The following is a 19,201-nucleotide window of genomic DNA, read 5'->3' as shown; positions in this document are numbered from 1 at the left end:
TAGATCATTACTGACATTACTGGCCAGCCGGAACGCCTTCCTGGACAAGAATTGCGCGAGCCAGGTCTTCGTCGCTGGCGCTGTTGAGGTCAGGATGCTGTTGGCGAATCCGCTGCAGTACCTGCTCCAGATAAACGCCACGAATCGCGCCGCCACTGGCCACGAAGCTGGAGGCGTCATCCCGGGCGGGAATCATCAGTTTGTCATCCTTGAACGTCGAATACAGCGAGGCGGAAACCCCGGCCGACGTGGCGACATCCTTTGCATCCACATCGGCCATCGCGGAGCCGACAGGTAAGCACAGCAAAAGGGAAGAAATGATAATCAGACGGCGCATGACGGTGTCCTCTGAAGACGTGAAGCAAAAAGGAAGTCTCTCACCCTTTAGGATGCATGGCGGTCGTCAGGAGTTCCCCTGGCAGGTTTTCAGCGCGAAAACCGGTTGCGATAATCCCGCGGCGAAACCCCGAGGTTGCGTTGGAAGGTCAGGCGCATGCGCTCTTCATCCCCGAAGCCGCACAACCGGGAAATCTGATCGATGTTGCGCTCCGAATCCTCCAGCAAGCGTCGCGCAGCTTCCACGCGCAGCACTTCCACGGCCTTGGCCGGCGTGCGGCCGGTCTTGAGTTTGTAGACCCGGGCAAAGTTGCGCGGGCTCATTTGAACCTGTTGGGCGAGTGTCTCGACGGTGAGGTTGGCGCCAGACAGGTTCTGCGTGATCCACAAATGCAAGTCGTCGAAGGCCGCACCTTCGCTGGTTTGCGATTGCAGCAACTGGCTGTACTGGGCCTGGCCACCGGGGCGCTTGAGGAACACCACCATTTCCCGCGCTGTCAGCAGTGCGAGCTCACGTCCGCCATCTTCTTCGACCAGCGCCAGCGCCAGGTCGATGCCGGCGCTGACCCCGGCGGAGGTCCAGACTGAATCCTGCTGGACAAAGATCGCATCATTGTCGACTTCGATGGATGGATGGCGCTCCTTGAGCAGGCCGCACATCGCCCAATGGGTGGCGGCGCGCCGACCTTCGAGCAATCCGGCCTCGGCCAGCAGGAACGTACCGCTGCACACCGAAGCGGTGCGCCTGGCTTTGGTCGATGCCTGCTTAAGCCACTCGACCAGGCTCTGGGCGTTGTTCATCGCCAGGATAATGGCCGGTGCGCCGGGAACGATCAGCGTGTCGATCGATTGGTCGTTGAAGGTGCTCAGTGGCACTGTGTCGACGGCCAGGCCCTCTGCGGTATGGATCAGGCCACCGGTCAGGCTGGCGGTCTGCAGTTTGTAGCCTGGCAGATTGCTGCTGTTGAGGTAGCGCGAAGCCGCCCAGAATACGGTTTGCGCGCCGGTCAAATCCAGCAGGCCCATTTCGGGGTAGGCGAGGAATACGATCAAGCGCGTTGGGTCGGACAGGGACTCGGTGACGGGCGTGCGGGGGATATCGTTCATAGGCTTCTGTGTTGACGCGTTGGAATTATGATAATTCGCAAACGATATAAGCGTTATCGCATCTGGTCGGCTGTCCGGAATTCAGGGTTTTATGTCACTTGCGCGGGAAAACTTCAATCAATAGGTGTTTGCGTACAACTTCAACTCATTGGTCGCGTGCGTAATTGCCGGGGTTGGCACCATGCTCGCCGGTGTGCTGGCCTGGAAGTACGTTCTCAACCGTAATATGGCCGGGGTGATCGTGCCGACCCTGATCGGTTGAATAGTACAGTTCACCGGCTCGTATTTCCTGGTGCTGATCTTCTTCGTGGTCATGGCCATGCTGCTGGCGATATTCTCCAGCCTGATCGATTACCGTGAGCGAGGGCTGGTTTGATGAGCGTTGATGTCGACTGTGTGGTGGTCGGGGCTGGTGTGGTCGGGCTGGCGGTGGCCAGGGCCCTGGCCATGGGCGGACGCGAAGTGATCCTGGTCGAGGCCGGCGAAGGGATTGGCGTGGGTATCAGTTCACGCAATTCCGAGGTGATCCACGCCGGTATCTATTACCCCAGTGGCAGTCTCAAGGCGCGGTTGTGCGTGGAGGGCAAGCAACGCCTTTACGCCTTCTGCGACGACCACGGCGTCAATTATCGTCGGCTGGGCAAGCTGATCGTCGCCATCGATGATGCGCAGCGTGTGACCTTGCAGGGTTTGCTCGAGCAGGGCCGGCGCAATGGCGTCGATGACCTGCAATGGCTGGAGGCCGGTCAGGCGCGGGCGCTGGAGCCTGAATTGTCCTGTGTTGCCGCGCTGTGGTCGCCATCCACCGGCATTGTCGACTCCCATGGCCTGATGCTGGCGTTGCAGGCCGATGCCGAGGCCTTGGGCGCATCGCTGGCCTTTCACACGCCGCTGTTGTCGGCGCGCTGCAGTGAACAGGGTTTCGAGTTGCACATGGGTGGCGCCGAGCCCATGACCTTGAGCTGCCGCGAGCTGATCAACTGTGCGGGATTGTCCGCGCCGGAAGTGGCAAGCCGAATCGCTGGCCTGCCAACGCAATACGTTCCCCAGGCGCGATTGTGCAAGGGCAGCTATTTCAGTTTCAGTGGCCGCGCGCCGTTCCGCCATCTGGTGTACCCGGCACCGGAAAGCGCCGGGCTGGGTGTGCACATGACCCTAGACCTCGCTGGTCAGGCGCGTTTCGGGCCGGATGTGGAATGGGTCGACAGGGTCGATTACCGCGTGGATCCAGCCCGGGCCGACGGCTTTTACGCGGCGATCCGCCGTTACTGGCCGGGCTTGCCGAATGACAGCCTGCAACCGGCCTATAGCGGCATTCGCCCGAAAATCAGCGGCCCGAACGAGCCGGCCGCCGACTTTCGCATCAGTGGCCCCGCCGAGCATGGCATTCCCGGGCTGGTCAATCTGTTCGGCATCGAATCACCAGGCCTGACCAGTTGCCTGGCGTTGGCCGCGCACGTGATGAACAGTCTGCACCTGTAGGAGCGAGCATGTCGAATCGTCGCACCGTCGCGATGGTCGTCAACGATGACGCTGGCTGGCTGACACCCAACGCAGTATTCGAGTCCATCGCGAGCATGCTCGCTCCTACAGGTAAAGGTAAAGGTAAAGGTGCAGGTGCGGGGTGACCGATAATCAGTGCCCGCACCGCAACGCGCAGATAGCGCTATCCTTGGAAGATGTGCTCTTCGCCATCGGAGACATCTGATGATCAACGTACGCACTGCCCGCATGCTTGCCGATTACAAACAATGGGCCAACCAGCGTCTCTTCGATAACCTGGCACTATTGCCGCCAGGTGAAGTCGAAAAAGAACGCGCCGGTGTCTTCAAGAACATGATCGGCACGCTCAATCACATCTATGTGGTGGACCGTATCTGGCAGGCTCACCTCGAAGGCCGAGGGCACGGCTTCAAGACCTCCCATGACCTGGTGCACCCTGAACTGGCGGTGCTGCGCCTGGCGCAACAGGACGTGGATCGCTGGTACTGCAACTGGAGCGTGCGGCAGACCGACGCCTCGCTGGACAAACCCTTGAGGTTCACTTTCGTTTCCGGCGAAAGCGGCACCATGAGCGCCGGCGCGATGTTGCTGCACGTGGTCAATCACGCCAGCTATCACCGTGGCTGGGTGATCCAGATGTACTTCGAAATCCCGGCCATGCCGCCGATGACGGACCTGCCGATCTACCTTCGCGAGACTGACCCGCACTTCAACGCGCTCAATGCCCCGGCAGTGGCGCCGACATGTGCTCCACTATTCGCGAGCGCAACCAACGTTCTGCCGGATCGTTATCGTTGACGCCGTTCCAGACCATGGACAGTTCCGACGGCACGATCTCGAAGGGCGGGTCGTCGGCGCGCAGCTGGCTGCTGCCATCGATCAGCGCACAGGCCGCATAGTCGGGCACCGAGGCCAGCATGTCAGTACCCGCCAGCAAGGCGCGCAGGCCCGAAAACTGCGGCACAGCCAGGACCACACGCCGGGAGCGGCCGATGCGCGCCAGGTCATTGTCGATAGCGCCGCTCAAGTCCCCGGAAAACGACACCAGCGCATGGGGACGCTCGCAAAATTCATCCAGGGTCAGGGCGCCCGGCCGGTCATCGCCACGCAGCACCTTGACGCTCAGGTCCCGTAGCTTCTTGCGCTTGGCGTTGGCCGGCAGCTCCGTGGTGTAGCTGATGCCCACGGAAATCTCACTGCTGGCAAGCATCGAGGACATCAACAGGTAATTGACCCGGCGCACCACCACCACGACGTTCTGCGCTTCTTCGCGGATCTGCTTGAGCAGCGGCGGAAACAGGCCGAACTCGGCATCGTCGGACAGGCCGATGCGAAACACATCGCGGCTGATGGACGGGTCGAAATCCTTGGCCCGACTGACCGCCCCGGAAATGGTGTCCATGGCCGGTTGCAGCTCCTTGAGAATCACCAACGCCCGCGGCGTCGGCTCCAGCACCCGGCCGTTACGCACCAGCAGCGGGTCGTCGAACAGATCGCGCAACCGCGCAAGTGCCGCGCTGACGGCAGGCTGGCCGAGGAACAGCTTCTCGCCGGCCCGAGTGAGGTTCTTCTCGAACATCAGCGTTTCGAAAATCACCAACAGGTTCATGTCCACGCGTCGCAGGTCGTTGCGGTTCATGGTGCAGGCTCGCTGGGGTTGGGAACCTTTTCAGTAAAGCACCAAACCTTGTAGGAACGAGCTTGCTCGCGAAGACGGCAGGCCAGGCGACTTGAAGGGTGTATTTCGCGGTTTATAGTTTTGAGGCCGCTTCGCGCCCTGACGGGGATAAATCCCCTTGCCACACAGAGATTTCGGCCCTATGCGGGCACCGGCTCCGGCTCTGTCAGCACCTTCCTGAACGTCTCCACCAACGGCCGCAGATTGATCCGGTGCCACGCCGCCCACAATGGTCTGGTGAGGGCAATCCACGGCACTTCCCGCAGTACCACGCCCGGGGGGGCGTTGCGGCTCAAGCCTTTCTGAATCATGGCGATGCCCAGCCCTGACGCTACCAGCGCCATCGCAGTGAAAGGGCCGGTGGCTTCCATGCGGATATCCGGGGTGAAGCCTGCGCGGATGCAGGCGCTGACGAAGTTTTCGCGACTGCTGACATTCTGGTGGTGTTGCACGCCAATCCACTCCTGATCGGCGAGATCTTGCGGGGTCAGCACGACCTTTCGGGCCAGCGGATGGTGCTCGGGCAGTGCCAGCAGCATAGGGTCATCCAGCACCTGGAAACCCAGCAGGTCTGGGTCGTCATCGGTCGGCGGCTCACTGACCAGGGCGATATCCAGACTACGCTGACGCAGGCCTTCGAGTTGTTCGGCGGAGCTCTGGTTGTACAGCGCGACATGCACATTCGGGCGGGTTACACGCAGCACGCGCAAGGCATTGGGCAAGACGCCGGCGTGCATGGCGTTTTCGATGTAGCCGATGCACAGGCCGCCTTCTTCGCCACGCCCCAGGCGTTTACCGAGGGATTCCAGGCGGTTGGCGTGGGTCAGCAGGGCGCGGGTTTCGGCGAGGAAGGTCTGGCCGTCGCGGGTCAGGCGGATACGTTGCTGGCTGCGCTCGAACAGGGTCAGGCCCAGGCGTTCTTCGAGCTGGGCGATCTGCCGGCTCAGGGGCGACTGGGAAATGTGCAAGCGTTCGGCGGCGCGACCGACGTGTTCTTCTTCGGCGACGGCGACGAAGTAGCGCAATTGACGGATGTCGATCATGTAAGACCTCCAGCGACTCAAGTACTGCATATTATGTCTTGGACGGTCCGATGGTCGCAATCTAGGATCTGCTCAACGGTCACCACCTGACCACTGAACTGATGAGGATCTGAATATGAGCTTGAAAGACAAACTGCCCGGCGCACTGGGTTTCGGCACTGCACCGCTCGGCAACATGTTCCGCGCCATTCCCGAGGAAGAAGCGCAAGCCACCGTCCACGCCGCCTGGGATGCCGGTGTGCGTTATTTCGATACCGCGCCGTTCTACGGTTCGGGCCTGTCGGAAATTCGCCTCGGCCAGGCGCTGTCGCGCTACAACCGCGATGACTATGTACTGAGCAGCAAGGTCGGCCGGGTGATTCTCGACGAGGTCGAAGACGCCGCCGCTCGCGATTTGGGCGAGAAGAGCGGGGTGTTCGAGCATGGTCGCCCGAACAAGATCGTCAATGACTACAGCGCCGATGCGACCCTGCGTTCGATCGAAGACAGCCTCAAGCGCCTGCAAACCGATCGCCTGGACATCGTCTGGGTGCACGACATCGCCCAGGACTTCTACGGCGATCAATGGCTGGAGTACTTCAACCAGGCCCGTACCGGTGCGTTCAAAGTCCTGACTCGCTTGCGTGAAGAAGGCGTGATCAAAGGCTGGGGCCTGGGGGTGAACAAGGTCGAGCCGTGCGAATTGACCCTGGATCTGAGCGAAGCGCAACCGGACGGTTTTTTGCTGGCGGGCCGCTACACTCTGCTCGACCATGATCGTGCCTTGCAGCGTCTGATGGACGCAGCACTGGCGCAGAACGTCGAGATCGTGGTCGGCGGTCCGTATAGCTCGGGGATCCTGGCCGGTGGCGCGCACTTCGAATACCAGAAGGCCAGCCCGGCGATCGTCAACAAAGTCGAACAGATCAAGCGGATTGCCGCTACCCACGGCGTCAGTATCAAAGCGGCTGCATTGCAGTTTTCCCTGGCCAACCCGGCGGTGGCGGCGGTTATTCCTGGTGCCAGCCGTCCAGAGCGAATTGCCGAAGATGTCGCCGCATTGTCGCAGGTGATTCCCGCCGCCTTCTGGCAGGCACTGCGTGACGCCAAGCTGATCGGCGAGCGTGCCCCATTACCCATCATTGGAGCTTGAGCATGAAAATCGATCTGAGTGGAAAACTGGCGATTGTCAGCGGCAGCACGGCCGGCATAGGCTTGGGGATCAGCAAGGCGCTGGCCGAATGCGGCGCCACGGTGGTGGTGATCGGCCGCGATACGGCCAAAGTCGAGCAGGCGCTGGCGAGCATTCGTCAGCAAGTGCCCGGTGCTCAACTGCGCGGGCTGACCGCCGACCTGGGTACGGCTGAAGGCGCGGAAAAACTGTTCGCCGCCGAACCCCGTGCTGACGTGCTGGTCAACAACCTCGGGATCTACAACGACGTGGACTTCTTCGAGACCCCGGACAGCGAGTGGACACGTTTCTATGAAGTCAACGTGATCTCCGGTGTGCGCCTGGCCCGGCATTACGTGCCGGATATGGTCAAGCAGGGCTGGGGCCGCGTGATCTTCCTGTCTTCGGAATCCGGCGTGGCGATCCCCGCCGAAATGATCAACTACGGCGTAACCAAAAGTGCCAACCTTGCCGTGTCCCATGGCCTTGCCAAACGTCTGGCGGGCACGGGGGTGACAGTCAACTCGATCCTGCCGGGTCCGACCCTCACTGACGGCGTGGAGGAAATGCTCAAGGACGCCATTGCCGCCTCCGGACGTAGCGTTCGGGAAGAAGCCGACGCGTTCGTGCGCAAGGCGCGGCCGAGCTCGATCATCCAGCGCGTAGCGGATGTCGAGGAGGTCGCAAACCTGGTGGCCTACATTGCTTCGCCGCTATCCTCGGCCACCACTGGCGCCGCCCTGCGGGTCGACGGCGGTGTCGTCGACAGCCTGGCGATCTGAACCTTTTTGAATCTGGAGAGTATTTTTCATGGCAACAACCTCAGCATCCATCGACATCCCGGCCTCGGCCGATCAGGTCTGGCAATTGATTGGCGGTTTCAATTCGCTGCCGGACTGGCTGCCGTTCATTCCCAAGAGTGAGCTCAGCGAAGGCGGGCGGGTACGCAGCCTGCAAACGGCGGACGGCGCGGTGGTGGTTGAGCGCCTGCAAACGTTCGACAACGATGGCAAGACCTACAGTTACTCGATCTTGCAGGCGCCGTTTCCGGCCACTGATTATCTGGCGACGATCCGCGTTGAAGCGCAGGGGCAGGGCGCCCGGGTGACCTGGTCCGGTCGGTTTGAGCCGGTGGGTGTGAGCCATGAGGAAGTCGTGGCGTTATTCACCGGGATTTACCAGGGTGGTCTTGAGGCCCTGCGGGCGAACTACCCAGCCTGATCACTGATCGTTCCCACGCTCTGCGTGGGAATGCAGCCCGGGACGCTCCGCGTCCCTTTCGCAAGCTGGAACGCGGAGCGTCCCTTGAGGCATTCCTTTGCGGCGCGTGGGAACGATCATGCGGGGGTAATCAGACTCTCCCGACAATCGAGCACCAACCGCGCTCCACCCAACTCACTTGTCCCCACCTCCAGCGCAAATCCGTGCAAGCTGACAATCGCCGCGACGATCGACAGCCCCAAGCCGAAACCACTTTTCTGATTCCCCGCCTCGGCGCGGTAGAAGCGCTGGAACACCGCCTCGCGTTCAGCCTCCGCAATGCCGGGGCCGGAGTCGAGTACTTCGATGCGGGTATGCCCGTTCTCATTGACCCCACGCAAAATCACCTGGCCACCGGGCGGGGTGAATTTGATCGAGTTACTCAACAGATTGGCCACCGCTTCGAACAGCAGGGCGCGATCGCCATTGAGCGAAGGCAGCGATGTGGGCAGTTGCAGTTCAAACGTCAGGCCATCGTCCTCGGCCAATGGCAGATAAAACTCATGCAGTTCCTGTAGCAAGGACACCGCGTCCAATTGCACGAAACCGGACCGGCGCTGGCGATCCTCCAGTTCGGAAATCCGCAGCAGCCCGCGAAAACGCGCCATCAGGGTGTCGGCCTCGGCCAACACCGCGTCCAATTGCGTCGCTTGTGGCGAACCTTCGCCGGCCTGTTGTTGCATGCGGTAGAGCTGCGCGCGCAGGCGGGTCAGCGGGGTGCGCAAGTCATGGGCGATGTTGTCGCACACGCCCTTGACCTCGTTCATCAAGCGCTCGATGCGTTCGAGCATGGCGTTGACGATGGCGGCCAGCATGTCCAGTTCATCGCGGCGATTGGACAGCGGCAGACGCCGGGTAAGGTCCCCGGCGACGATGGCTTCGGCGCTGCCCTGGATCGCGCGAATCCGCCGTAGCGGTCGGCGGCGCAACAGGTGCCAACCAACGATGCCCGGCAAGATGGTCAGGGTCACGCCCCAGAACAAGGCATGGAGGATGATCCGGGTCACGGCAAACAACGAACCGTTGTCCCGCACCAGGATCAGCCAGCGACCATCTTTCGTCTGGGTTGCCACCGCGTCGCAGCTGTCGACGGGCAGGGTCGGGTCGTCGGACTCGGCGCAGTCGTTGAGCATGTGAATCTTGCCGTCCAGCGGCAGGCCTTTGGGAATGTGGCGCAAGGCGCCGCTGAGGTAACGATGTTCGGCATCGAACAGGCCGTAGGCGTCGATGCCGCGGATGTCGAAGGTCATGCTGACGGCAAGGGCGTCCGTCAGTTGATCGCCCTGGAAGTGCGAGAACAGATGCTGGCGTTGCATCAGCGAATGCTTGGCCAGGTTGTCGAGGTAAGCGGACACCTCGTAATACATGACCCCCATGAGTATCCCGCTCCAGACCACGAACAACGCACTGTAGAGGGCCAGCAGGCGACTGGTGGAAGAACGCCAGCCTTTAGACGGGTTCGGCAATGACATAACCCGAGCCTCGCACCGTTCGAATCAATGGAACATTGCCAGGTGGGTCGATTTTCTTGCGCAGGCGGCCGATATGCACGTCGATCAAATTGGTGCCGGGGTCGAAGTGATAACCCCAGACCTCTTCGAAAATCATCATCCGCGAGAGGATCTGCCCGGTGTTGCGCATCAGGAATTCCAGCAGTTTGTATTCGGTGGGCAGCAGGGTGAGCAACTGGCCGTCACGGCTGGCCTCGTGGCTGATCAGGTTCAGCTCCAGGTCTGCCACCCGCAGCGTGGTGGCCTGGGCCGTCACGGTGTTCTGCCGGCGCAGCAGCACTTCGACCCGGGCAGCCATTTCATCGGTGGCGAAGGGTTTGGTCAGGTAATCGTCACCCCCGGCACGCAAGCCGCGTACGCGCTCGTCGACGTCGGAAAGGGCGCTGATCATCAGGATAGGCGTGGCCACGCCCATGGTGCGCAATGTGGTGACAATCGCCAGGCCGTCGAGTTCGGGCAGCATGCGGTCGAGGGTGATCAGGTCATAGTTGCCGCTGACCGCACGCTCAAGTCCCTCTCGACCGTTGTCGACCCAATCGACGTCGAGCCCGTGGCTGCTCAGTTCGGCGACAATTTCCCGTGCGGTCACGGCGTCGTCTTCGATGGTCAAGATGCGGGTCATAAGGCTGGCCTGATTAGGTATTCACAACGTAGTGCAGCATTTTGCCAAGAAATGATCGAACGCTTACTAAATAAAAGTTCATGGACACATCCATCGTCGTTTAATGCATAAAACCCGCTGCGACCAGCCGTTCATTGCAATTTGCATGGAGCTGGGAAGTTCAAAGTTTCTAAATCTCTGAAACAAAAGGATTTATTGAAAATCCGCGACTGGCACGGTGACTGCAATTGCTCCTTCGAGACTTGTAACACCATCTTTCTGCCTGGAGCGATACAACAATGAATAGATCCTCTGAGGGTTTCTATCCCGCCACGGATGAATCGAGCACAGTGTCGGGCGTGTCCTGGGGGGCGATCTTCGCCGGGGCCGCGGCGGCGGCGGCGTTGTCGCTGATCCTGGTGCTGCTCGGATTCGGCCTGGGGTTCTCGGCAGTTTCGCCGTGGGCCAATGAAGGCATGAGCGCCAAGGGCCTGGGCATATCGACGATTGTCTGGCTGGCTGTCACGCAAATCGTCGCTTCCGGCGCCGGTGGCTATATCGCCGGCCGGCTGCGGGTGAAGTGGGCTTACATGCATGGCGATGAAGTTTATTTCCGCGATACCGCCCACGGTTTTCTCGCCTGGTGCGTGGCGACGCTGGTGACGGCCACGTTGGTCGCCGGTTCGGTCAGCAGCATCGTCAGTGGTGGCGTGCAGGCCGGGGCGCAGGTCGCCGGTGGCGCCGCCACTGCCATGACAGCAGCGGCGGGCACCGCGGCAGCCAACACTGACAGCGATCAGTACGGCTACTACATCGACAGCCTGTTTCGTAATGACCAGCCGGCCGCCCTCAGCGAAGACGCCGCCCGAGGCACAGTGACGCGCATTTTCGTGCGCTCACTGAAAGACGGTCAGCTGGCCGCTGAAGACCGTACTTACCTGGCACAACTGGTGGCGCAACGGACCAACCTGCCCCAAGCGGACGCCGAGCGTCGTGTCGACGAAGTCTATGCCCGCACGCAGAAAGCCGTGGCGGACGCCAAGCTGGCTGCGCAACAAGCTGCTGATACCGCCGCCAAAGTCGCTGCCATGACCACCTTGTGGATGTTTGTTGCGCTCTTGGCCGGTGCGTTCTTCGCCAGCCTTGCAGCAACATTTGGAGGTCGTCGTCGGGATGCCGTGGTGTATGTGGAAACCGACACTTACGTGAACACCACACCTGTTCGCTAACTCAGGAGAATCATCATGCGTTCATTACTGCTGTTCTTTCTCGGCATACCGATCCCGATCATCATTCTGATCGCGTTGTTTACATGAACTGATAGTTCCTGGCCTCGTGCCTGTGCCGCTTCTGCCTTTTTGGCGGAAGCGGCGTTTTTGCTGGTGGATGTAAAGGTGTGAAACGCACCTGTAGGAGCCGGCTTGCTGGCGATGCGATGGTGGCCGTAACGCCGTCAGTCAATCGGCGTGTCGATAAACACCTCAAGCCCCTCGGCATAGCGGGTGAACGCAGCGATTTTTGGGAACCGCTCAACCGGAACCTGATCCGGCACCACATACTGGGTAAAGCTCCACGCAACAGCGAGGGTAATACCAGCCTGGTCAATCGAGCCGTCATTTTTCAGCGGCTGCTTTTCCAGCTCTCGTTCCAGCGCCGAATAGGCGGCTGCCAATTGCCCCTCGACCCGTTCAACCCAAGGCTCGTATTGAATCTCTGCCGGGCGTAGGTTGCGTTCATAATAAAGCTGCACCGACTTTTCGCTGGCAGCCAATGCCAGGCCAATCAGGCGCAGTGACCGCAGGCGATGTTCGATACCCGCAGGCATCAAGCTGCGATCCGGGCCGGCCAATGCCTCCAGGTAATCGATGATCAGCGTCGAATCCATCAACACTTCACCGTCATCCAGTATCAGGGTCGGCGCCTTGAGCACCGGGTTGATTTGCCTAAATTGCTCGAAGGTCCTGAACACCGACACCGATTCGTGCTCCAGGGCGATGCCCAGGCGCTTGGCAGAAATGGCGACGCGTCGCACGTAAGGTGAATCCAGCATGCCGATCAGCTTCATTTAACCGCTCCTTGAGATAGCCATTACGCGAGCGACAACCTTAGCTGAGCCCGGTCGACCTGCAAACCGGGGCATGCAGCTCAGCGGTTTGTCTTTTATATAAGCTTCGCAGGATTGAATTTCTTGCTATAAACGCACTCCGATATCCGCCTGGATGCCTGTCTTAGAGCATTTTCGAGGCTTTGTCGGACAAATTCGCTGTCTTTTCAGTTGCTGAGGCCTCAAGTCGGCCTTAGACTGCCGCCCCTCGTAAATTGAGTGCCGGGTGGCGCTTGGTATAAACGGCGCCTTTGCGATGACCTTCGATGGTCCGCCGCAACGCTCCCTAATTCGCCTTAATGCACGTTTTTTTATAGAGATATCAATGACAAAGGACAAGTTGCTGGCCATGCCGGCGGATGACTACATGAATGCCGAGCAACATGCTTTTTTCTCTGAGCTGTTGCAAAACATGAAAGTCGAAACCCATGAGCGCATCGAACAGAACCGCATCGCCATCGAAAGCCTGGACACCCCAGCCGACCCGGCGGACGCCGCTTCCGTTGAAGAAGAGCGCACTTGGCTGGTGAACGCGATCGATCGTGATCAGCGCATGCTGCCTCAGTTGGAACAAGCCCTGGAACGCATCAAGGAAGACAGTTTCGGCTGGTGCGATGACAGCGGCGAGCCAATTGGCCTCAAGCGCCTGCTGATCAGCCCGACCACCAAGTACTGCATCGAAGCTCAAGAACGTCACGAGCAGATCGACAAGCACCAGCGTCAGGCCTGATTCTGTCGGGTAGCCCATTTAACCTGGGCTGCCTGGAAAAGATCGCAGCCGTCGGCAGCCCCCTGTAGGCGCTGTCGCAGGCTGCGATCTTTGCTTTTCGACGCCTGCAAAATTCCCCCCGAACTTCTATTGATCTGCTGCAACGTCCCCGACTAAAGGCTCATGGATAATGGCCTTGTGCTGGCGTTTAATGCGAAGACAACAACTAGAAATTGGCGGGGTGAAAAAGATGACGAGAGACGGATCTCGGGTGGCGGCCGTGCCTGCACCCACGCTTTTGCCGAACAACCGCTGGTTGACGCCGACACTGCAAAGCATCGCCCTGATGCTGCTGTTGTGTGGCATGACCCTTGGCGGCTGGCCGCTCTACCTTGGCCTGCCTCTGGCCGTGTTGATCATCTGGCTGCCGCGCCTGCGCTCACGCGCAATGCCTGAAGCCGCGCCTGTCGATACGTCCGGCACACTCTCGGCGTTAACCCGCGAACTGTCCTACACCACCAGTCATAACGCTTTGTCAGCCGCCGGCGTGGCCTTCTCGGTCAAGCAACTGGCCGACAAGTTGCAGTCGCAACTGGGGGCGGCAGCACAAATCGTTGGCAATGCCGAAGTCATGATCGCTACCGAGCAGGCCACCTCGGCCCTCAGTCACCAGGCCCTCAGTGCCGCGAGTGAAGCGCATCAAAGCGGCGTGGCAGGGCGTACCGAATTGATCGAGTCCATTGCCCGCATGCACCAACTCAGCCAGCGGGCCAATAACAGCCGCGAGCTGATCGAAGCCCTGAGCCTGCGCAGCGATGACATTCAGCGGGTCACATTGGTGATCCAGTCCATTGCCAGCCAGACAAACTTGCTGGCCCTGAACGCGGCCATCGAAGCGGCGCGGGCCGGAGAGCACGGTCGTGGCTTTGCGGTGGTGGCCGATGAGGTGCGAGGGCTTGCCGCGCGCACGGCCACGGCCACCGGAGAGGTCGGCGACATGGTGGCCGATATCCAGCAGCGCACTGCACAAGTGGTCGAGCAGATCCGCCAATTGTCCAGCGACCTCGACACCGGCGTAGGCCAGGTCGAACAGACGGGACAGCACCTGGACAACATTGCTCGCCTGGCTGCCGGTGTCGAAAGCCAGGTCGGGGCAATCGCTCGCGGTGCCGAAACCAACCGCGAACAACTCGATAGCCTGTTTCACGCCATCGAGCAGATGCGCAGCGACCTTGCGATCAGTGACCAGCAGACCCAGCGCCTGGCCTTGGCAGCGGTGCAGATGGAAGGCCAGGCCGAGACCATCAGCGAGCGCCTCGCCGAAGTCGGCCTGGATGACTATCACCAGCGTATCTATGACCTCGCCCGGGAAGGCGCGAGCCAGATTGCCGCGCGCTTCGAGGCAGATATCGATGCGGGGCACATCAGCCTCGAAGACCTGTTCGACCGCCATTACCAGGCGATTCCCGATACCCACCCGGCCAAATACCGAACGCGCTTTGATCGTTACACCGATCAGGTCCTGCCGGCTATCCAGGAGCCACTGCTGCCACGCCACGAAGGCCTGGTATTCGCCATTGCCTGCACCCAGCAGGGCTACGTGCCGACGCATAACCAGGCGTTCAGCCAGCCACTGACCGGCGATATACAGCACGATACCCTGCATAACCGCAGCAAACGCAAGTTCGCCGACCGGACGGGGATCCGCTGTGGCAGTCATCAGCAGGCCGTGCTGTTGCAAACCTACACCCGCGATACCGGAGAGCTCATGCACGACCTGTCAGTGCCGATCATGCTCAAGGGCCGTCATTGGGGTGGTTTGCGCTTGGGCTACAAGCCGGAAAACCCTCGATAATGTTCAAGCAATCTTCAGGCAAGAAACAAACCTGTGGAGAGGGGGCCCGATGATGGCGGGCGATTGTTACAATTTTGGTAACTAAGCTGTACAAAGTCGATATTGTTTTCGCGCCTGCGCTGTCGTTACCATAACTGTATTAGTTAGGTTGCTAACGGAATTGGAGGCGCAGCATGCACGGTAAAGTTGATGTCGCGGTCATGATCGGTAGCGGAGTACCCGCCAGTTTGCGGGCGATGGGGCAAAGCATCTGCTGGGTGGTGCTGCTCAATGGCGAACGCCGTGGCACAGCCTATTCCAGTCGCAATGAGGCTGAAGAGTGCAAGGCTGCCTGGTTGGCGCAATTGCGCGCCGAAGCGCCAGGCAACCTGCACTGTGCCTGATCTTAGTGAACCTGATGCATGCGCAGGTTCAGGTCGTCGACCACTCGCGCCCAGTCGGCGTCTTCACGCAGTTGTTCTTTGAGGAAGCCTGCCTGTTGGGAGGTCCAGAACTCGGCATCAATGAGCTTTTTGTCTTGGGGCAGGGGGGAGTGGCTGGCAATGAAATCGTCAATGGCTTTTGGGCTGGAATCCAGCCCGAGCTGGTCGAACAAGCCTTTCAGGTCGTGGGTCGGTGATTCCATCTTGATCTCCTTGCAGGTCATCGGTCGTGTCGAGTGATAGAGATGAAGAACGTCTCTGCTGCATCTGAGGGAGCCGTGCTTCATTAAGTTCGCAAACGATGTTCCAACGCAGCAGTGAGCATAGACCGCAATGGCGCGTGTCAGGTTTTCAAGGCGCCTGCATCGACGGCCGCCTTCAGTTCCTTGGCCGACTCCTGCGCGGCGAGGGCGGCGATGTCGGAGGACTTGAACCAGCGATCTTTCTCAACTTGATGATAGGTCACGGTTTTCAGCGGTGGCTTGGCGCGCATCACGATCACGGCCTGGAACTCGCCGTCGATCTCTCTGGCTTCGCCCCTGATGAAAAACTCGCCGATATCAAATTCCGTCACGTTACAGCCTTCCCATGAAATTGTTGTTTAACGCGCCCGCCACGGGAAGGCGCGTTTGATTGGTCGGGGAGTATGGCAGTAGTTGGAGGCCGGCGGCTGAGTAAAGTCGCCGGCTTGACAAAACCTTCCGGGAAAACGGGATGAAAGTGTCACCTATGTGACTCGAGCGCGCGCGCGAGGGCGCAGGCCTGGTTATGATCGCCGCGGAAACCTCTTACGTGCCCCGTGGAAGTTTCTTTGATATGAAAGAAGGCGATACCCGCCAGAACCACGTGAAATCGTGGTGGCGAGGGGCAGTGAGGAGCGGCTTCGGTCGCAAGGAACAAGGCGGGGTGCAGGGAAGGTGGGGTGTTGGAGTAAGATGCCTGGGGATGGGCAAAGTGTGTCAGTGTGCACATGTGAAGTCCTTTTCTTGGGTTTGCCGACGTAATGTACGTCGTTATGGGTAGTCTCGGTGAGCATCGCTGCTCTAGAATCAGCGTCACTGGTGGGTGGACAAGGCTTATCTAAAGCAATTTCTGGCTGGCGATATGTAAGAAAAGTGCTTTTTTATAAGAGTTTTTTCCCTAAAGTTGATAGTCCGTATTTCTCTGGCGGTTCCAAGGGCGTTTTCCTTCAGCCTTTGTCGAACGCCGGGCGAGACGACGTGAGCAGCATCCAGTAATCTGCTCAAGCTTCGAGAGGGATGAGCGCTCTGCGCATCCAGGATCTCAACCCGGGTTATCTGGCTTCACCTCGGCATTGCCGCTTTTTTGGCCGTGCGCTTTTTTCGCGTGCGGCGTCATTTTCAGATGTGGGGATGTTTCCTTGGCAGTAAGTAATCTCGATATGCATGCTTTGTTCGTGCTGGGCGATTTGCGCGCAAAGCTGGTTAAACAGTTTCAGTCACGTTTTGTTTACATTACCGAACAGAGCGCCGAAGGCATTTACATTGCCGAGATCGACACCGAGACAGCGCTCGTGGTGGACGATAAACCGGGGCTCAAACTTAAGGTCGGCGATCATTTCAGCGCGTCGGTGTTGCCCAGCCGCGAAGGCGGCAAACTGGAAATCAAGTTCCGCGACATCAAACTGACAGTCTATGGCCTGGGCGATTACGCCTTCGTGACCACGGCCGACGGCCAAGCCATCCTGTTCAAGGAAGGGCACAACGTGGTGACGGTATTCGCCGCCCACCAGCAGCTGCAGGAAGGCCTGACCAAGACCCTCAAGGCCGTGACCGGCAAGGCCGCCAAGTGGCGCAAGGGCGAACTGGTGACGTTCAAGGCCAGTGAATAGTGGTCCTGCCCCGTGCCGATTTCCACCAACAGCACCAGGCCCGTGCGCAAGCCGAGGCCCAGCGTCTGTTTGAGCAAAAGGCGGTCCTGCAGGGTGCCTGGCTGAACTGGGTGGCCTCGCAAATCTACGCGTTGCAACCTGCGGCGTACGCCAGCATGGTCAGGAGAGAGCTGGCCTGTCTGCAGCAATCCTGTGAAAAGTGATCCTCGTCCCTCGAAAGCAGGAACCTCTACTACAGTCAGTTGACTGAGTATTCAGAGGCTTTGCGGTCTTCTGCCAGGCCATCCTGCTATTGCTGTGAACAGCACGAGGTGCACAAGCATGAAAGGCATTCGCCGGTTGCTGGCCGCTGTCGTGGCCACGTTCGGATTGTTGGCGTCACCCGCTGCGGTGCTGGCTGCCAGCGCGCCGATCCACTTCGCCGACCTCAATTGGGAAAGCGGCAGCCTGATCACCGATGTCCTGCGGATCATCGTCGAAAAAGGGTATGGGCTGCCGACCGACACCTTGCCAGGCACTACCATCACCCTGGAAACCGCACTGGCCAACAATGACATCCAGGTCATTGGCGAGGAGTGGGCGGGGCGCAGCCCGGTCTGGGTCAAGGCAGAGGCGGAAGGCAAGGTCGTGAGCCTGGGCGATACGGTCAAGGGCGCCACGGAAGGCTGGTGGGTGCCTGAGTACGTGGTCAAGGGCGACCCGGCCAAGGGCATCAAGGCGCTGGCGCCGGACTTGCGCAGTGTCACCGACCTTCCCAGGTACAAAGACGTGTTCAAGGACCCTGAAGCGCCGAACAAGGGGCGCTTCCTCAACAGCCCTATCGGTTGGACCTCGGAAGTGGTCAACAAGCAGAAACTCAAGGCCTATGGGCTCGATGACAGCTATGTGAATTTTCGCAGCGGTTCGGGAGCGGCGCTGGATGCGGAGATCAGCTCGTCGATTCGCCGGGGTAAACCGGTGTTGTTCTATTACTGGTCGCCCACGCCGCTGCTCGGTCGCTTCAAGCTGATCCAGCTGGAAGAGCCGCCCTTCGATGCGCAGGCCTGGAAAACCCTGACCGACGCCGACAACCCCAACCCGCAACCGACCCGATCGCTGCCCTCGAAGCTGTCTATCGGCGTGTCCACGCCGTTCCAGAAGCAGTACCCGCAGATTGCCGCGTTCTTTGCCAAGGTCGATTTTCCCATCGACGCGTTGAACAGGGCGCTGGCCGAGATGAGTGAAAAGCACACGCCACCGCGTCAGGCCGCCGAAGCGTTCATGAAGGCGCATCCGCAGGTCTGGAAGGCCTGGTTGCCCAAGGATATCGCGGACAAGGTGTCAGCCGCCTTGTAGGAGGCGGCCGCAAACGCGTTGGTCGGGTCGTTGGCATGAGCGCGTGCACGGCGAAAAAAGCCGACTAGGATGAGTCTGTTCAAATCCCTTTCAAGGATTTCAGACCATGACCTTCGTGTTGGCTCAATGGCTGGCGACGGTAATTGCGGCAATCGCCCTGGCACACGTGTATTGGGCGTTGGGTGGTAAATGGGCCGTCGTGGCGGTGGTGCCGCAGGTGCCGGTGGAGGGCGGAGCGCGATTGCAGCCGGCCTTCAAGCCCCGTGGCTGGATGACGATGCTGGTGGCGGCGGCGTTGCTGACCATTGCCCTGTTGGTGTGCTTGCGAGTTGGTTGGTGGCTGCCGCAGGTGGATCATCGAGGGTTGCAATGGGTGATCAGCGCCATTGCGTTATTGCTGTTCGCCCGGGCGATTGGTGATTCGGAACTGGTGGGGTTTTTCAAGGAGGTCAAGGGGTCGCGGTTTGCCCGGCTGGACACCTGGGTCTACTCGCCGTTGTGTGTGGTGCTGGGGGCTGGGTTGTTGGCGGTGGCCTGGGTCTAAGATGAAAAATCGCAGCCGACGGAGTACATATCCATTCCTGCGGTAACGGCCACCTATGGTTTCGCCCTTACGGCGAGTCCCTTTTTCAAACGCCAAAAAGGAACCAAAAGGCTTTGCCCCACCACTCGGTGCCGAGCATTAGCGAGGCACCGAACGTCAGGGGCAAGAGCCCTTGGTTACTTGGGGCTTTT

Annotated in this window: 24 protein-coding genes and 1 pseudogene; 15 read left to right on the top strand and 10 right to left on the bottom strand. The window is 60.0% G+C overall.

Features of this window, described 5'->3' with window-relative positions; all coding sequences use genetic code 11:
* Positions 1-16: 16 nt before the first annotated feature.
* A complete protein-coding gene (locus PSUM_RS08290) occupies positions 17-337 on the bottom strand; it encodes a DUF2388 domain-containing protein (RefSeq protein WP_033044188.1) in 321 nt (106 codons plus the stop codon).
* Positions 338-426: 89 nt separating this feature from the next.
* Positions 427-1,443 carry a GlxA family transcriptional regulator gene (locus PSUM_RS08285; RefSeq protein ID WP_083349334.1) on the bottom strand — a complete coding sequence of 339 codons (1,017 nt, stop codon included), beginning with the start codon at positions 1,441-1,443 and terminating at the stop codon, positions 427-429.
* A gap of 175 nt (positions 1,444-1,618) precedes the next feature.
* Between PSUM_RS08285 and PSUM_RS32440 the strand changes: the two are divergent.
* The 4 genes and pseudogenes from PSUM_RS32440 to PSUM_RS08270 form a co-directional block, all read left to right on the top strand.
* Positions 1,619-1,819 (top strand): annotated as a pseudogene (locus PSUM_RS32440) (MFS transporter); the annotation flags it as partial.
* Positions 1,819-2,925, top strand: coding sequence for an NAD(P)/FAD-dependent oxidoreductase (locus tag PSUM_RS08275; RefSeq protein ID WP_033044190.1), 1,107 nt, complete (start codon positions 1,819-1,821; stop codon positions 2,923-2,925). The pseudogene PSUM_RS32440 and the gene PSUM_RS08275, both read left to right, overlap by 1 nt.
* A gap of 8 nt (positions 2,926-2,933) precedes the next feature.
* On the top strand, positions 2,934-3,071 hold the full coding sequence (locus tag PSUM_RS31805; RefSeq protein WP_020796739.1) for a hypothetical protein: 138 nt from the start codon (positions 2,934-2,936) through the stop codon (positions 3,069-3,071).
* Between the two features lie 79 nt (positions 3,072-3,150).
* The gene (locus tag PSUM_RS08270; protein ID WP_083349333.1) at positions 3,151-3,744 is read left to right on the top strand and encodes a DinB family protein; all 594 of its coding nucleotides are present in this window, start codon (positions 3,151-3,153) and stop codon (positions 3,742-3,744) included.
* Here the strand turns inward: PSUM_RS08270 and PSUM_RS08265 are convergent.
* Positions 3,665-4,585 (bottom strand): LysR substrate-binding domain-containing protein, encoded by a 921-nt coding sequence (locus PSUM_RS08265; protein WP_083349332.1) that lies wholly within the window; start codon positions 4,583-4,585, stop codon positions 3,665-3,667. The two genes, PSUM_RS08270 and PSUM_RS08265, sit on opposite strands and share 80 nt — an antisense overlap.
* A 179-nt stretch (positions 4,586-4,764) precedes the next feature.
* On the bottom strand, positions 4,765-5,667 hold the full coding sequence (locus PSUM_RS08260) for a LysR substrate-binding domain-containing protein (RefSeq protein WP_083349331.1): 903 nt from the start codon (positions 5,665-5,667) through the stop codon (positions 4,765-4,767).
* Positions 5,668-5,782: 115 nt separating this feature from the next.
* Between PSUM_RS08260 and PSUM_RS08255 the strand changes: the two genes are divergently transcribed.
* Genes PSUM_RS08255 through PSUM_RS08245 form a run of 3 tightly spaced genes read left to right on the top strand, consistent with a single transcriptional unit; the run spans position 5,783 to position 8,038 of the window.
* The gene (locus tag PSUM_RS08255) at positions 5,783-6,799 is read left to right on the top strand and encodes an aldo/keto reductase (RefSeq protein WP_083349330.1); all 1,017 of its coding nucleotides are present in this window, start codon (positions 5,783-5,785) and stop codon (positions 6,797-6,799) included.
* 2 nt (positions 6,800-6,801) lie between these two features.
* A complete protein-coding gene (locus PSUM_RS08250) occupies positions 6,802-7,599 on the top strand; it encodes an SDR family NAD(P)-dependent oxidoreductase (RefSeq protein ID WP_033044549.1) in 798 nt (265 codons plus the stop codon).
* 28 nt (positions 7,600-7,627) lie between these two features.
* Positions 7,628-8,038, top strand: coding sequence for an SRPBCC family protein (locus PSUM_RS08245; protein ID WP_033044548.1), 411 nt, complete (start codon positions 7,628-7,630; stop codon positions 8,036-8,038).
* 116 nt (positions 8,039-8,154) lie between these two features.
* Here PSUM_RS08245 and PSUM_RS08240 read toward each other — a convergent pair whose 3' ends face one another.
* Entirely contained in the window at positions 8,155-9,549 is a 1,395-nt protein-coding gene (locus PSUM_RS08240) for a sensor histidine kinase (RefSeq protein WP_020796733.1), read from the bottom strand.
* Positions 9,527-10,210 (bottom strand): response regulator transcription factor, encoded by a 684-nt coding sequence (locus PSUM_RS08235; RefSeq protein ID WP_020796732.1) that lies wholly within the window; start codon positions 10,208-10,210, stop codon positions 9,527-9,529. Before PSUM_RS08235 ends, PSUM_RS08240 begins: the two co-directional genes overlap by 23 nt.
* Positions 10,211-10,488: 278 nt before the next feature.
* Here PSUM_RS08235 and PSUM_RS08230 point away from each other — a divergent pair, with 278 nt between their 5' ends.
* The gene (locus PSUM_RS08230; RefSeq protein ID WP_083349329.1) at positions 10,489-11,418 is read left to right on the top strand and encodes a hypothetical protein; all 930 of its coding nucleotides are present in this window, start codon (positions 10,489-10,491) and stop codon (positions 11,416-11,418) included.
* Positions 11,419-11,642: 224 nt separating this feature from the next.
* On the opposite strand, the gene PSUM_RS08225 is transcribed toward PSUM_RS08230, so the two are convergent.
* On the bottom strand, positions 11,643-12,254 hold the full coding sequence (locus PSUM_RS08225; RefSeq protein ID WP_083349328.1) for a glutathione S-transferase: 612 nt from the start codon (positions 12,252-12,254) through the stop codon (positions 11,643-11,645).
* 364 nt (positions 12,255-12,618) lie between these two features.
* Between PSUM_RS08225 and PSUM_RS08220 the strand changes: the two genes are divergently transcribed.
* The 3 genes from PSUM_RS08220 to PSUM_RS08210 all read left to right on the top strand — a co-directional run bounded on the left by PSUM_RS08220 (position 12,619) and on the right by PSUM_RS08210 (position 15,240).
* Positions 12,619-13,023, top strand: a complete 405-nt coding sequence (locus PSUM_RS08220; RefSeq protein WP_007935965.1) for a TraR/DksA family transcriptional regulator — start codon at positions 12,619-12,621, stop codon at positions 13,021-13,023.
* Between the two features lie 169 nt (positions 13,024-13,192).
* The gene (locus PSUM_RS08215) at positions 13,193-14,857 is read left to right on the top strand and encodes a methyl-accepting chemotaxis protein (RefSeq protein ID WP_404821742.1); all 1,665 of its coding nucleotides are present in this window, start codon (positions 13,193-13,195) and stop codon (positions 14,855-14,857) included.
* 173 nt (positions 14,858-15,030) lie between these two features.
* A complete protein-coding gene (locus PSUM_RS08210) occupies positions 15,031-15,240 on the top strand; it encodes a hypothetical protein (protein WP_020796727.1) in 210 nt (69 codons plus the stop codon).
* Positions 15,241-15,242: 2 nt separating this feature from the next.
* Here PSUM_RS08210 and PSUM_RS08205 read toward each other — a convergent pair whose 3' ends face one another.
* From PSUM_RS08205 to PSUM_RS32115, 3 genes are all read right to left on the bottom strand, one after another.
* On the bottom strand, positions 15,243-15,482 hold the full coding sequence (locus tag PSUM_RS08205) for a DUF2789 domain-containing protein (RefSeq protein WP_020796726.1): 240 nt from the start codon (positions 15,480-15,482) through the stop codon (positions 15,243-15,245).
* Between the two features lie 140 nt (positions 15,483-15,622).
* Positions 15,623-15,853: a hypothetical protein gene (locus PSUM_RS08200; RefSeq protein ID WP_008064250.1), complete on the bottom strand. Its 231-nt coding sequence runs from the start codon at positions 15,851-15,853 to the stop codon at positions 15,623-15,625.
* Positions 15,854-16,002: 149 nt separating this feature from the next.
* Positions 16,003-16,251 carry a hypothetical protein gene (locus tag PSUM_RS32115; protein ID WP_080725390.1) on the bottom strand — a complete coding sequence of 83 codons (249 nt, stop codon included), beginning with the start codon at positions 16,249-16,251 and terminating at the stop codon, positions 16,003-16,005.
* A gap of 409 nt (positions 16,252-16,660) precedes the next feature.
* Between PSUM_RS32115 and PSUM_RS08190 the strand changes: the two genes are divergently transcribed.
* From PSUM_RS08190 to PSUM_RS08175, 4 genes are all read left to right on the top strand, one after another.
* Entirely contained in the window at positions 16,661-17,131 is a 471-nt protein-coding gene (locus PSUM_RS08190; RefSeq protein WP_020796723.1) for a hypothetical protein, read from the top strand.
* Positions 17,131-17,334, top strand: a complete 204-nt coding sequence (locus PSUM_RS08185) for a hypothetical protein (RefSeq protein WP_020796722.1) — start codon at positions 17,131-17,133, stop codon at positions 17,332-17,334. Before PSUM_RS08190 ends, PSUM_RS08185 begins: the two co-directional genes overlap by 1 nt.
* A 118-nt stretch (positions 17,335-17,452) precedes the next feature.
* Positions 17,453-18,466, top strand: coding sequence for an ABC transporter substrate-binding protein (locus PSUM_RS08180; RefSeq protein WP_083349327.1), 1,014 nt, complete (start codon positions 17,453-17,455; stop codon positions 18,464-18,466).
* A 106-nt stretch (positions 18,467-18,572) separates the two neighbouring features.
* Entirely contained in the window at positions 18,573-19,010 is a 438-nt protein-coding gene (locus PSUM_RS08175) for a DUF3995 domain-containing protein (protein ID WP_020796720.1), read from the top strand.
* Positions 19,011-19,201 lie beyond the last annotated feature (191 nt).

The sequence above is a fragment of the Pseudomonas umsongensis genome (genome assembly GCF_002236105.1).
Lineage (GTDB): Bacteria > Pseudomonadota > Gammaproteobacteria > Pseudomonadales > Pseudomonadaceae > Aquipseudomonas > Aquipseudomonas umsongensis.
This window is presented reverse-complemented; position numbering and strand designations above follow the sequence as displayed.